General features: G+C 57.3%; 9 protein-coding genes. 7 read left to right on the forward strand and 2 right to left on the reverse strand.

Annotated features, from left to right (window positions below; genetic code table 11):
• Nucleotides 1-189 precede the first annotated feature (189 nt).
• The 5 genes from PPUTUW4_RS14415 to PPUTUW4_RS29915 all read left to right on the forward strand — a co-directional run bounded on the left by PPUTUW4_RS14415 (nucleotide 190) and on the right by PPUTUW4_RS29915 (nucleotide 4,313).
• Nucleotides 190-1,623: a PLP-dependent aminotransferase family protein gene (locus PPUTUW4_RS14415; RefSeq protein ID WP_015095334.1), complete on the forward strand. Its 1,434-nt coding sequence runs from the start codon at nucleotides 190-192 to the stop codon at nucleotides 1,621-1,623.
• A 123-nt stretch (nucleotides 1,624-1,746) separates the two neighbouring features.
• Complete coding sequence (locus PPUTUW4_RS14420) at nucleotides 1,747-2,040, forward strand: antibiotic biosynthesis monooxygenase family protein (RefSeq protein WP_015095335.1); 294 nt, start codon at nucleotides 1,747-1,749, stop codon at nucleotides 2,038-2,040.
• A gap of 152 nt (nucleotides 2,041-2,192) precedes the next feature.
• The gene (locus PPUTUW4_RS14425) at nucleotides 2,193-2,603 is read left to right on the forward strand and encodes a cupin domain-containing protein (protein ID WP_015095336.1); all 411 of its coding nucleotides are present in this window, start codon (nucleotides 2,193-2,195) and stop codon (nucleotides 2,601-2,603) included.
• Between the two features lie 228 nt (nucleotides 2,604-2,831).
• Entirely contained in the window at nucleotides 2,832-3,539 is a 708-nt protein-coding gene (locus PPUTUW4_RS14430; RefSeq protein WP_015095337.1) for a hypothetical protein, read from the forward strand.
• Between the two features lie 189 nt (nucleotides 3,540-3,728).
• A complete protein-coding gene (locus PPUTUW4_RS29915) occupies nucleotides 3,729-4,313 on the forward strand; it encodes a hypothetical protein (protein ID WP_015095338.1) in 585 nt (194 codons plus the stop codon).
• Nucleotides 4,314-4,393: 80 nt separating this feature from the next.
• Here PPUTUW4_RS29915 and PPUTUW4_RS14440 read toward each other — a convergent pair whose 3' ends face one another.
• Nucleotides 4,394-9,289 (reverse strand): NAD-glutamate dehydrogenase, encoded by a 4,896-nt coding sequence (locus PPUTUW4_RS14440; RefSeq protein ID WP_015095339.1) that lies wholly within the window; start codon nucleotides 9,287-9,289, stop codon nucleotides 4,394-4,396.
• Between the two features lie 604 nt (nucleotides 9,290-9,893).
• The gene (locus PPUTUW4_RS28165) at nucleotides 9,894-11,705 is read right to left on the reverse strand and encodes a S8 family serine peptidase (RefSeq protein ID WP_158467551.1); all 1,812 of its coding nucleotides are present in this window, start codon (nucleotides 11,703-11,705) and stop codon (nucleotides 9,894-9,896) included.
• A 331-nt stretch (nucleotides 11,706-12,036) separates the two neighbouring features.
• Between PPUTUW4_RS28165 and PPUTUW4_RS14460 the strand changes: the two genes are divergently transcribed.
• Entirely contained in the window at nucleotides 12,037-12,390 is a 354-nt protein-coding gene (locus tag PPUTUW4_RS14460; RefSeq protein ID WP_015095341.1) for a hypothetical protein, read from the forward strand.
• A 283-nt stretch (nucleotides 12,391-12,673) separates the two neighbouring features.
• Nucleotides 12,674-13,633, forward strand: a complete 960-nt coding sequence (locus PPUTUW4_RS14465; RefSeq protein ID WP_015095342.1) for a MoxR family ATPase — start codon at nucleotides 12,674-12,676, stop codon at nucleotides 13,631-13,633.
• Nucleotides 13,634-13,636: the final 3 nt, after the last annotated feature.

The following is a 13,636-nucleotide window of genomic DNA, read 5'->3' on the forward strand; positions in this document are numbered from 1 at the left end:
GCCTTGAGTTGATTTTCACGGTAAGCGCTGGCGCGCGAGCATGACAGATCCAATTTCGCGATTTCCCCGTGGACCACGGCCTGCAGACCAATTGACGGTTTTTCCACTGCGCAACTTCTGCCGACCGAACGGATAGGCGTAATCTTGCGCGACGCACACGCGCCTCAACAGCCCCGGAGTCTCGCCGACATGGAACTACATGTTGTCATCAACGGCCGCAAGGACCTGGCCGGCCAGTTGTATAACCAACTGCGCAGCGCCATCGAGTCCGGACGCCTGGCCGCCGGGACGCAACTGCCGCCCAGCCGTTTGCTGGCCGAACAATTGGGTATTTCACGCAAGACCATTTCCGATACCTACGCCCAGTTGACCTACGAAAACTTCCTCACCGGGGTGGTCGGCAAAGGCACCTACGTCAATGCGCGCTCGTCGAAGGTGCAGCGTAAACAGAACTACACAGAGCTTGGCGGCTTTGAGGTGATCGAATCCTGGCGCAACCTGCCGGTATTCCTGCGTCATCCGACCCTGGAAGGCTCGCTGCGCTACGACTTCATTGGTGGCGCCACCAGCAAAGGCCAGTTTCCCCAGGATGACTGGCGACGCTGCACCTCCCACGCGCTGCGCCAGATAGCCGGCTCCAAGGGCTTGTACAGCTTGCCTGAGGGCTTGCCCGCCCTGCGCAACGCCATTGCGCGGCACATCGCGTTCTCCCGCGGGGTCAATTGCCAGGATGAGGATGTGGTGGTGTGCAACGGCGCGCAGCAGGCACTGGACCTGATTGCGCGGGTGCTGATCAGTCCCGGCAGCCTGGTCGCCATGGAGGACCCCGGCTACCCGCCGGCGCGGCTGCTGTTCGGCACCCATGGTGCCACGGTGATTGGCGTGCAGGTGGACGCCGAAGGCATTGTGGTGGAGCAGATTCCTCGCGGCACGCGACTGATCTACGTCACCCCGTCGCACCAGTTCCCGCTGGGCATGCCGATGAGCCAGGCGCGCCGGCAAGCACTGCTGGCCAAGGCCCATGAGCTGGGCGCGATCATCATTGAGGACGACTACGACAGCGAATTCCGCTATGAAGGCCGCCCTACCGATTCCCTGCAAAGCATGGACGAACGGGGGATCGTCGCTTACGTCGGGACCTTTTCCAAAACCCTGCTGCCGGAACTGCGGCTTGGCTATGCGATCCTGCCGCCAGCGATCCTGGAGGCCGTGGTGCGCGCCAAACAGCTCACCGACCTGCACACCTCGACCCTGCCGCAATGGGCGCTGGCCAAGTTCATCGCCGAAGGCTGCCTGCTCAAGCACATCCGCCGCTGCCATACGGTCTATGCCGGGCGCCGTGAACGGATCCTGACGCGCATGGCCGGCGACCTCTCACCCTGGCTGGAGGCGGTGCCGTCCACCGCCGGCTTCCACATGGTGGTGATGTGCAAAGTGCCCATGGATATTCCATTGGTGATCGAACTGGCGAAAAAAGTCGAAGTCGGGCTCTATGCCATCGACGGCTTTTTCTATCAGCAAGCGCCCAAGGCCGGGTTTTTCCTCGGTTTTGGCGCCATCGAGACCCTGGACATCGACACCGCCCTGGACCGTGTGCGCGACATTTTGCAGCAGGTGGCCTGACGGATTGGCCTGGGGTTTTATCCGGCGATTGGCTATTGGCGGTCCCCAGGGTCAGGCCTATCCTGCATAGGCGTTATCCCTCAATGAGCAGGATTCGTCCGGCCTGATTCAGGAGTGTGAGCAATGTCCCATGAAGTGATCAATACCGTACAGGTACAGGCCGTCGCCGGCCGCTCGGATGAACTGGGTAAGCAACTGCAAAAGATTGTCGAAACCCTGCGTGAACTACCGGGCTGCGAATCCTATATGGTCGACCGCTGCCCAGAGGACAGCAATCGCTGGACCGTCAGCGCCCGCTGGCAATCGGAAGCGGCCATGAAATCCCATTTCAACTGCCCCGAAGTCCAGGGTTTCATTGGCCTGATCGACAGCCAACTGGCCAATGCCGTGGACTTCAACAGTTTTCCGATCGTCTGAAAACAAGATCAAAAGATCGCAGCCTGCGGCAGCGCCTGCACGGGCTGCGATCTTTGCTTTGGTCCCCTCGCCTTCCGCAATATTGGCTGTTTAACCGCTACCGCTTGCGCACTACTGTGGTTTCAACAACTAACCACCGCAGGTAAAGAACCATGAACATGTTGCGTTGCTGTGCTGCCTCCCTCGCCGCTCTGGCCATGATTGTGTCCGCTTCGGCCTTTGCCCATGACCCTTCGGAAAAGGTCACCGTTTTGCAGGACCAAATGCTGAAAAATGCCCCGGGCAAAAAGGCTTTGATGATCGAGGTTGACTACCAGCCAGGCCAATCGTCCATCGCCCACAAGCACGACGGCACGGCCATGGCCTATGTGCTTTCGGGGTCGGTCACTTCTCAGGTGAAAGGCGAAAAAGCGGTCACCTACAAGGCCGGTGAATATTGGTACGAACCCGCAGGTTCGGAACACCTGGTCTCGAAAAACGCCAGTACAACCAAGCCGGCGAAGCTGTTGGTGTTCATGGTATTGGCCCCCGACGAGAAAGTGTTGATCCCACTGGAAAACTGATGGCTGAACGTACAGCCATAAATAAAAAGGCTCGAATTACGAATTCGGGCCGTTTTATTTCCCGAAGCAATTAACCGCAGGCTATTAAGCCAAACAAAACTATTGGCCACCGGATAAGTTCGAACATTGGCCATTTCAATAAAACATCCAGGGTTTAGTCTTAAGTCACCGTCGGCACAACGCCGGCAACTTCAACTGTCGACCAAACTGTTTCACTGGAGAAACGCCATGAAACTTGCACTTATCAGTACATTGACCATAACGGTAGTGTTAACTGGTTGCTCGATCCCGACTGCCCCCACGGCGGTCTCTTCGCTCAATGGCATTTTCACCGAGCCGGTAGGCCGCAGTGGTGCCACCCTGATTACCAACGGCAGCCATGTCTCGCTGGGCATTATCTACAGCCAGAATACCCAGACGAACCGTGCCTATCTGCGGGACTACCAGGCCAACGCCGGCACCGGTTTCGGCCAGAGCCTGCTGGTGCAGCCGATTCATGACGCCTATGTAGCCACCTCCAGGCCGGACATGGCCGTGGATTGGGTGAAGGCCTCCCTGCAGCGGCAATTCGGTTCGGTGACTGTGTATCCGGACATGCAGAGTCTCAGGGCGGCGAAACCGGACGTGACGGCGGTAGTCAATACCCGCAGCCAACTGATGACATCGCGCAGTTCAGACATCCAGTCAGATGTCAGTGCGGACTTTTACGACAAGAACTTCAACTATATCGGTACTGCACAAGGGCATGACGCCAAAGCACTCAGTCCCGTGTGGGCTGACTACAAACGTAGTGAAGACATAGTTGCCGACATCAATGAACAACAGAATGTGCAAGTCAGGGCGCTGCAGAAGTTTGACCAGTCGCTCAATAGTTTGCTTAGCAAACCGACTAGTCTCTCGATGATTGACAACACGCCAGAGCAAAACCGCTACTGATGTTATCGTCCCCCCAGACTTTCTGAAGCCTAAAGGCACGCTCAAGCTCGCTCCCACAGTAGATCAGGAAATGGGAGCGGGCTGTGTAGCACTGCGAAACAATTAACCAAGGTAAAACAAACCAATTAAAGTTATTTTAAGTTCGGCACGGAACAGCCACCTTTTTAACTTTAAATAATGGATTGATATATGAGCAAAGATCAGGAAAGATCCTTCATAGCGCGCCTGACCTGCGAAGGGAGCCCCATGACTTTTTTCGAAAGGGTATTAAGCGACAGGCATTTTCAGCAAGACGACGAAGATGGCCCGCACAAACACTTGATTACGACTGCAGAAGTCTACTTCGCTGATTTACAGAAAATGGTACCCTTGGGCATCACCCCTAAAAATAAAAACAGCATAGGGATAGTGGTGCATTTCAGGTGCTATGACGACTATTACAATCTGCAGATTTTAAGCGAGTCCTACTACAACAACTACTTCAGCAAGAGCACCCAAGGTTTCCTCGGAGCGCTTCCGGCGGCGGGAGGTGATACGACTTCTTTTAACTTGCTGAATGAAAGTTTCAAGACTGTCACGCTAGATGATTTCGACAGCGACAATCAGACCGTTTACTTGCAGGCACGCAATGCAGGCGTTATCAAAAAAATGCTATGGGGCGCTCAGGTGAACCGTTATTGCTTCCACGACCTGGCGGGTCACCAGGTTTTATTCAAACTGCACATTCTTGAAAGAAACGTGGCCACCCCTCAAAGCACTACACCCTACACTTGAAATAGCAGTGTCTGCTGATTTGACCCATTAAAAAAAAGCCCCGCATCCTTCGATGCGGGGCTTTTTCATTCAACGCCTGATCAGGCCGCCGGTTCCAGCTCGGCGGCGACGGCGGCAGGCACTACCGCTTGACCGCTCAACGCCAGGTCCAGCAGTTCGCGGTTGGCCACCGCGTACATGGCGTAGTCGGTGCCGCTGGCGGCACGGATTTCCACCAGCATGGCGCGCCAGCGTTCGATCATGCCTTCGTGCTGCGCCATCCACAGGGAGAGCCGTGTTTCCACGTCCTGGGTGCCGTCGCCCTGTTGCAGGACCGAGATGGTGATCGCGCGTTGCTGCCAGTCGACGTCATCGCGGAACGCTTCACGGGCCAGGGCCTGCCAGTTGTTTTCAACCGGCAGAGCGCTGATCTGTTGCATGTACCAGGTGATGTCCAGCGCGCTACCCACGGCGAAGTAAGCCTTGGCCACCTCAGCCGGATCCTGGCCAGTCACGTCGGAAGCCTCGATGATCGGCAGCAGGGTGTACAGGTGCGAGGTGCCCGCCACCATACGCGCCAGCAGCTCCGGCACACCGGCTTCGACGTAGGCCTGATAACGGCGCTGCCAGGTTTCACGGATCTCGCCACTGAGCAGCTCGTCGAGCTTCAGGCCCAACTCTTTCAAGTGCGGACCAAAGTGCGCGACGTCACGGGCAGCGTTCTGCTCGTTGCGACGGGCACGCAGGAACCAGCGCGTGGCGCGACGGCCCAGACGCATCAGCTCATCCATCAGCTCCAGTTGCACGTCGGCGGCAACCTGGTAGTCCAGGTTTTCGATCTGACGGAACCAGTGCGGGAGATGGAAAATGTCACGCACGATCACGTAGGCGCCGGCCACGTTCGCCGGGCTCATGCCGGTCGACTCTTTGAGTCGTTGAACGAAGGTGATGCCCATGTGGTTGACCAGGTCGTTGGCGATCTGGGTGCTGACGATTTCGCGCTTCAGGCGGTGACGGCGCATGGCCACGGAGAACTTGCTCACCAGCGTTGGCGGGAAAGCGGTTTCCATGTCGCGGGTCAGGTAGTCGTCGTCCGGCACCAGGGAGCCCAGCAACTGCTCCTTGAGGTCGATCTTGCTGTAGGAGATCAGTACCGACAGCTCGGCACGGGTCAGGCCATGGCCTTGCGCTACACGTTCGTTGATCGCTTCTTCCGACGGCAGGAACTCGATGGCACGATCCAGCTTGCCGCGGCCTTCCAGGTCGTTCATCAGGCGCTTGTACTCGGCAATCCGCGGCAAGGCGCGACGGGCTGCCAGGGACAGGGCCTGGGTCTGCTTGTAGTTGTTGCCCAGCACCAGACCACCGACTTCGTCGGTCATGCTCGCCAGCAACTGGTTACGCTGCTTGTCGGTCATGTCGCCGGCCTGAACCACTTCGTTCAGCAGAATCTTGATGTTCACTTCGTGGTCGGAGCAGTCCACGCCACCGGCGTTGTCGATGAAGTCGGTGTTGGAACCGCCGCCATTGAGGCCGAACTCCACACGACCCAGCTGGGTCATGCCCAGGTTACCGCCCTCGCCCACGACTTTGCAGCGCAGTTCGTTGCCGTTCACGCGCAGTGCATCGTTGGCCTTGTCGCCGACATCGGCGTGGCTTTCGCTGCTGGCCTTGACGTACGTACCGATACCGCCGTTCCACAGCAGATCCACTGGCGCCTTGAGCAAGGCGTTCAGCAGTTCGGTCGGGGTCAGCTTGTCGGCCTCGATGTCGAAACGCTCTTTCATCTGCGGGGAAATCGCGATGCTCTTCGCGCTGCGCGAGAAGATACCGCCGCCTTCGGACATGATGCTGGTGTCGTAGTCCGACCAGGCCGAACGCGGCAGGTCGAACAGGCGCTGACGCTCGGCGAAGCTCGACGCCGGCTCAGGGTTCGGATCGATGAAGATGTGCAGGTGGTTGAACGCCGCGACCAGCTTCAGCTTGTCGGACATCAGCAAGCCGTTGCCGAACACGTCACCGGCCATGTCGCCGACACCGACCACGGTGATGCTGTCTTCCTGGACATTGATGCCGCGCTCGCGGAAGTGGCGCTGTACGCCGACCCACGCGCCCTTGGCGGTGATGCCCATCTTCTTGTGGTCGTAACCGGCCGAGCCGCCGGAGGCAAACGCGTCACCCAGCCAGAAGCCGTAGTCGATGGCGATGCCGTTGGCGATGTCGGAGAAGGTCGCGGTGCCTTTGTCCGCCGCCACGACCAGGTACGGGTCATCGTCGTCATGACGCACGACGTTGGCTGGTGGTACCAGGGCGCCGTCCTTCAGGTTGTCGGTGATGTCCAGCAGACCCGAAATGAAGATGCGGTAGCAGGCGATGCCCTCGGCCGCGATCTCGTCACGGCTGCCGCCCAGTGGCAGGCGACGCGGCAGGAAGCCGCCCTTCGCGCCCACCGGCACGATCACCGAGTTCTTCACTTGCTGGGCTTTTACCAGGCCCAGGACTTCGGTACGGAAATCTTCTTCACGGTCGGACCAGCGCAGGCCGCCACGGGCAACGTTGCCGAAGCGCAGGTGCACGCCTTCGACGCGTGGCGAGTACACGAAGATTTCAAACTTCGGTACCGGCTTGGGCAGCTCGGGAATCAAGTGCGGGTTGAACTTGAAGCTGAAGTACGACTTGTTATGGCCGTTGGCATCGGTCTGGTAGAAGTTGGTGCGCAGGGTGGCCTTGATCAGGTCCAGGTAGCGACGCAGGATGCGGTCTTCGTTCAGTACCTGGACGTCGTCCAGGGCGCTGAGAATCGCGTGTTCCAGACGCTGTTGCTTGTCGTCCAGGTCATCGCTGGTCAGCTTGCGCGCCAGGTAGAAACGGGTCTTGAACAACCGGGTCAGTTCGCGAGCGATGTCGGTGTGGTTGTTCAGGGTGCTGGCGATGTAACCCAGGTCGAAGCCCAGGCGGATCTGCTTCAGGTAACGGGCGTAGGCACGCAGCAGCGCCACGTCACGCCATGGCAGGCCGGCGGTCAGTACCAGACGGTTGAACGCGTCGTTCTCGGCATCGCCACGCACGATGTGGACGAACGCGTCCTGCAGCGTGTCGTTGAGCTGCTGGATGTCGAGTTCCAGGCCTTCGGCGGCGGTGAACGCGAAGTCGTGAATCCAGAATTCGCGGCCATTGCTGTGACGCAGGTGATACGGGAACTCGCCCAGCACGCGCAGACCGAGGTTTTCCAGGATCGGCAGGACGTCGGACAGTGCCAGTGGGGTATCGGCGTGGTACAGCTTGCAATGCAGCTGGCGCTGACCGGCGACCTGGCCCAGCGGCTGATAGAAGCTCATCACCAGCGGGTTTTTATCGCTCAGGCTCAACAGGTGCTGCATGTCGACCACAGCGGAATGCGCGGCGAAACGCTCGCGGTAACCGGCCGGGAAGCCTTTCGGGAAATCGGCCAGCACGTTGGTGCCCTGGGCTTCACCGAAGCTCTCGACCGTCAGTGCGGCGTAGTCGTCCTGCCAGCTGCGGCAGGCCTGCACCACTTCTTTTTCCAGCAGCAGCGGGTCGATGTCGAGGCGGTTTTTCGGGTCGACGCGCAGGATCAACTGCACGCGGGCCAGCACGGACTCGGAGAAGAAGGTCCAGAACTCGCAGTCGGTGGCTTTCAGGCGATCCATCAGCACTTGCTGGATCTTCTGGCGCACTTCAGTGGAATAGATGTCACGCGGCACGTAGGCCAGGCAGTAGCAGAAACGGCCGTACGGGTCTTTGCGCAGGAACACGCGAATCTTGTTGCGTTCCTGGATCTGCACGATCGACATCACGGTGCTGAACAGCTCGTCCACCGGAGTCTGGAACAGATCGTCGCGCGGCAGCACTTCGAGCACCTGCGCCAGTTCCTTGCCCAGGTGAGCCTTGGCCTGGAAGCCGGAACGGTGTTCGATTTCCTCGACCTTGCGGCGGATGTACGGGATTACCCGCACGCTCTCGCCATACACCGACGAGGTGTACAGGCCCATGAAACGGCATTCCTTGACGACCTTGCCGTTGGCGTCGATTTCGCGGATCGACACGTAGTCCGGGTAAGCCGGGCGGTGTACACGGCTTGGGTGCGCGGCCTTGGCGAACGACAGCAGGGTCGGTTCGCGCAGGTAGTTCACGGCGTAGTCTTCGATGCGCAGGTCATCGTAGGTCAGGCCGGCACGCAGCAGCTTGGTCAGGCCGAGGAAGGAGTCCTTGTCGTAGACGATATGGCCGCCATCGGCTTCGTCGCTGACCACGAACTCTTCGTAGCCGAGGAAAGTGAAGTGGTTGCCCACCAGCCATTCCAGGAAGCTCTTGATTTCGCTCTTCTCGTCGCCATCGACGGCGAACTGGCTGTTGTCCAGCTTGCTCAGGATCTCCTGGACCTTGGCCTTCATCGGCTCGAAATCGTCGACCGCGACGCGGACTTCACCGAGCACCTGCTCCAGCTCTTTGCTCAGCACATTGAGTTCGGCGGTGTTGGCGCAGCGGTCGATTTCCAGGTACATCAGCGATTCTTGCTGAATGTCCTCGCCCTGGGTGCCCTTGGGCAGGATTTCCAGCAACTCGCCCTTGCTGCCACGACGCACGCTCAGCACGGTGGTTTGCAGGGTATGGATGCTGTAGCCGCGGCGGTTCAGCTCGGTACGCACCGAGTCCACCAGGAATGGCAGGTCGTGGTGCAGCACTTCGACCGCAGTGTGGGTCGACTGCCAGCCATGACGTTCGTAATCGGGGTTGAAGACGCGCACTTGCGGTTGCGCGTGATCGAAGCGCTCAAGCAGGCGCCATGCAGAAAGGGTGCAGCCAGCAAGGTCGGACAACCGACGCTGGGTCAGCTCGTCAAGGGAAATGATGCCGAAGAATTGTTCAGCGAACAGCGCCACTTGTGGCAGTGCCTGTTCACTGATGTGCTGCGCCAGTGCCGCTTGCAGTTGGTGCTGGAAGTCGGCTTTGCTGGCTGCGGTGAAGAACGCCATCTGTGGTACTCCGCTTGGGCTTGTTATTGATGGAAGCGTCGCGCGAAACCCCTTTCGGGGCTACGTTTCAAAGCTAGCCGTCACCCGGTTCCTGATTCTCGGGCAGAGGAAACAGGGTGACAGGTGGGTGAAGCTGGACGAGACACTCAGGTCACATTCACCTTCCGTGAATGGGCATCTGCAAAAACGACTGGCCACAGGTTGCTCCAATGTCTTTACAGGTATCCATTGGTTGCGCAGCTTAACCAGTGCGGCAAGGCCCGTGCTTGCGGCGCTGCGACATATTCGGTCATCGGCACGCTGCTCTGGGCATGCGCATCGAACAACACTAGCAGTCGTACAGGAAAATGACGGCTTTGCACCCGCATTTACGGGACCTTCGTACCAGAAATGACCGGTAACACACTGGTTGTTCGCTACATGAGCATGGCCGCTGGGACGAGCAGAGTTTTTTTTTGGGGGGGGGAATGAGGCTTGGTGGCGTCAGGTGCAGTGATCAACGAAGATGAGCGGGTCAAAAGTGCCAGTGAGCACGGGGCCTTCAGTGCTCACTGGCAGTTCAAGATTTCGGCACAGACAACAACACTGCCCTGCAAGTACCTTGTTATGGGCAATCGACTCCTGGCAGCCAAGGCTGTCCATTCGGAGCTGAGTAGATATCCGGTCGCTGGCCACGGCTCCAGTGGTGCTGTTTGTATTTTTTTCCCTCGAACGCCACTTCTTCTCCTTTGACTGCATAAATTTTCTCCACATCCCAGATCGGGATATCGCCGCACTCACCGCCCCCGGCAGGTGCTTTGATATTGAGATGCTCAGTTAGCGTAGTGGTATGCGTGCCGTCAGAAACGGCTACAGAAAGGGTGCCTCTAGTATCCGCAGTGACTGTCGGCGCTTTGAAGGACATCGATTGCGTATCACCTCTCGAAGGCTCGAATCCGGTGGCGGTCCAAAGATAATTCAGGGGCTTGTTTGCTGGAGACCCCGCATAGACATGTGCGCTGAATGTCTCGCCCGATGCTACTTCCTCTGGCACGGCAAGCCGTCCTGTAGGCGGTTTGTCCTCCAACATTTTCCTGATTGCGACTTCCAGATCGGGTTGAACGCCTATTTCTGTACTATCGCCGTTGATCTGCGGGTAGCCTGTTTCGACGAGGAGTTTACGGAGTTCTTTCGGTGGAATATTGCCTAGCCCCTTGGCACGGGCTACTCCTTGTAACGAGGCAACAACACCGGCAATGATTGGGTTCGCTGAAGAGGTGCCGCTAAACGTATGCGTATAGCCCGTGGTTGGATTGCTCACACTCCAATCCGTCGTTGTGACATTGTAACCCCAGCTAAACAAATCGACGCGACTTCCATATTCGGAATGGCTCGCTCTAAGGCCAGTTTTTGGATCAACAGACCCCGCATAAATTGCACCGCTATCGAAAACATTACGATCATAGTAACCATTGAAAAACGGATGATCCAAATTTATATTACCATTCGCCGCAGCCTCCACCACATGCACGCCTTTTTCTTCAACAAGATAAGCAATAATATCGCGCACCGCTCTATTATCTTCGATCGGCACAAAACATCTAACCATGCAACCAACCTCACTAAAAGGCTCCTTCTCTCTGATATGAACACCTATCTGCACTACATCACCCTCACTTAGCTTATCCGCCAACTGGAGCAATCTGTCCGTACCCCAGTGCAAATAACCGAGATTTACATAGGGAACAATCCCAGTAGTGCCAAAGCCATTTTCCCGTGATGCAATAATGCCTGCACTGGCCGTGTCATGAGCACCTGTTACGGCCCCGACATCAATTTCCAGATTAGCTTTTGGTAAATCAACATGTTCCTCCGCCCAGCGATTTATTTCTGCGGAGACCACTTGTATATCGCGGCCTTTTCCACCCAAAACTTTCCAGGCTTCAACCGCATTAACGCCACCAATCTTGTAAGGGGCTACTGTAGCTTTGCCTTGCAGGTAGTTTTGTTGACCCGTGAAATCAGGAATATTTTTGCGCGCGAGCTTTTTAATAGGCTTACCATTATCTTCATGCATCCCTTCTACACGTGGCTCAAACTCGGCGCTTTCGACCAAAGGATTCTGTCTTAATTTATCAAGCAATGACTCAGCCTGATTTTCAGTCAGTTTATGGGTATCAACCATGAAGTAACGATCCAATCGATGTCTCTGCAGCGCCTGTATCTGAGCATTGGTTCTCTCTTGGGAAACTGGAACCAGCGGCCGCATATCAGGCACAAGAAGCTTGAGTGTCTTTAACGATTCATCATGACTTTCCGAAGATAAAACACCGCGCTTAACCAATATCATCACGCGCGAATAATCAGGAGCAGCCGCATTCACCAACAAAGGCAACGAAACAACACAGAACAACATAGCGCCCAGCCATTTATTCATCGACCTCATGTCTACACCTCGCAACTGTTGCAAAAATCAATAAAGCACTTTCCAGCAACACCAGCACTGGCCCATGCAACACAGAACAAACTCGACTGCTATTCATTGATTGCCCGGCCCACAGTGAATGCTGCAAAGCGAAGAGTGGCTACTGTCAAAAATAACAGTGCCGACGACTGGTCACATAGACTGAAGACAATTTGCCCTGAGACGTCTCGTTGTTGTTGCTATCGCTACGCAAAAGGGTCTGTAGCCGAGCAGGATTGTTTAAAGGCTGGCAGAATTGTGCCCTTGTCTGTCTTCGCAGCGCTCGTTGAGCCAGGAAATCCCCATGAAAATGAAAACCGCCCTCTTGATCGTCAACCCATGCGATGACGAAGAAGACAACATGGCCATGCTTTGCTGCCATAGCGACAAGGGCGAAATGTTCCTGATGAGCCGTTACCCGGATGAGGACGAACTGGAAATCACCCTCGACGGCGAACCCTCGACCCTAGAGGGCGTGAAAGTCACCCTTAGCCCTTCCCTGTTGAAGATTGAAATTGCGGCGGCAGATGCTGATGTGCTGAATGGGGATGATGTACTGGAAATCACCTTTGATGCCGACATGACAGATCTGTCTGAGGTGGATGAAACCTTGCAGAACATTCTCAAGGGTACTGGCACCTATATCAGCCAGATTTGATGGTGCCTTAGCGGGCGCCTTCGCGAGCAAGCCCGCTCCCATAGTCGACCGCGCTCTTCCAACAAGAATGCGATCAAATGTGGGAGCGAGCCTGCTCGCGAAGAGGCCCGAAAGACCGCCCCCCTCTTCAACCTGTACAAATTCTCGACAATTACCCCAACCATTCCCGCACTTTGCACAAAATGCCGTTAGTCGCCGCCCCCCGCGATGGATTAAAGTAACGCCCCCAGCCCTGGCGCATTTTCGAACGTCCTCGGCCACCCTTTTGCAGGAACAGTCATCGATGGAACATCGTGAAGCGCTGCTCGCGCTGCGAACCTTTCTTTCAACGCAGATTCTCGGCCAGGAAAAACTCATCGAGCGCTTGCTCATTGCCCTGCTCGCTGACGGCCACATGCTGGTCGAGGGCGCCCCTGGCCTGGCCAAGACCAAGGCCATCAAAGAGCTCGCCGAAGGCATCGAGGCCCAGTTCCACCGCATCCAGTTCACCCCTGACCTGTTGCCGGCCGACATTACCGGTACGGAAATCTACCGCCCGGAAACCGGCAGCTTCGTGTTCCAGCAAGGGCCGATCTTCCACAACCTGGTACTGGCGGACGAAATCAACCGCGCCCCGGCCAAGGTTCAGTCGGCCTTGCTCGAAGCCATGGGCGAGCGGCAAGTCAGTGTCGGGCGCAGTACCTATGAACTGTCGCCGCTGTTCCTGGTGATGGCCACGCAAAACCCCATCGAACAGGAAGGTACCTATCCGCTGCCGGAAGCCCAACTTGACCGGTTCCTGATGCACGTGAAAATCGGTTTTCCCGATGCCGCTGTTGAGCGCCGGATTCTGCAGCAAGCCCGTGGAGAAGCCCTGAACGGCGAAGCGAAGCCTGAGCGTCGGGTTACTCAACAGACGATTTTTGTCGCGCGCAAGGAAATCCTCGGTTTGTACATGGCCGACGCCGTGGAGGAATACCTGGTGCAGCTGGTCATGGCCACCCGCATCCCGGCCAAGTTCGACCCGGAGATGGCCGAGTGGATCGCCTATGGCGCCAGCCCTCGCGGTTCGATTGCCCTGGACCGCTGCGCCCGTGCCCACGCCTGGCTGGCCGGCCGCGACTTCGTCAGCCCCGAAGACATCCAGGCCGTGCTGTTCGACGTGTTGCGCCATCGCATCATTCTTTCCTTTGAAGCCGAAGCCGCTGGCATCGATCAGGACCGGGTGGTCCAGCGGATTCTCGACGTCGTAGCCGTCGCTTGACCC

This window comes from Pseudomonas sp. UW4 (assembly GCF_000316175.1).
Taxonomy (GTDB): domain Bacteria; phylum Pseudomonadota; class Gammaproteobacteria; order Pseudomonadales; family Pseudomonadaceae; genus Aquipseudomonas; species Aquipseudomonas laurylsulfatiphila.

Coding starts and splice junctions, on each gene's coding strand:
- PPUTUW4_RS14440 (WP_015095339.1), bottom strand. CDS start 9,289: ATGGCGTTCTTCACCGCAGCCAGCAAAGCCGACTTCCAGCACCAACTG.
- PPUTUW4_RS14465 (WP_015095342.1), top strand. CDS start 12,674: ATGGAACATCGTGAAGCGCTGCTCGCGCTGCGAACCTTTCTTTCAACG.
- PPUTUW4_RS28165 (WP_158467551.1), bottom strand. CDS start 11,705: ATGAATAAATGGCTGGGCGCTATGTTGTTCTGTGTTGTTTCGTTGCCT.
- PPUTUW4_RS14425 (WP_015095336.1), top strand. CDS start 2,193: ATGAACATGTTGCGTTGCTGTGCTGCCTCCCTCGCCGCTCTGGCCATG.
- PPUTUW4_RS29915 (WP_015095338.1), top strand. CDS start 3,729: ATGAGCAAAGATCAGGAAAGATCCTTCATAGCGCGCCTGACCTGCGAA.
- PPUTUW4_RS14460 (WP_015095341.1), top strand. CDS start 12,037: ATGAAAATGAAAACCGCCCTCTTGATCGTCAACCCATGCGATGACGAA.
- PPUTUW4_RS14430 (WP_015095337.1), top strand. CDS start 2,832: ATGAAACTTGCACTTATCAGTACATTGACCATAACGGTAGTGTTAACT.
- PPUTUW4_RS14420 (WP_015095335.1), top strand. CDS start 1,747: ATGTCCCATGAAGTGATCAATACCGTACAGGTACAGGCCGTCGCCGGC.
- PPUTUW4_RS14415 (WP_015095334.1), top strand. CDS start 190: ATGGAACTACATGTTGTCATCAACGGCCGCAAGGACCTGGCCGGCCAG.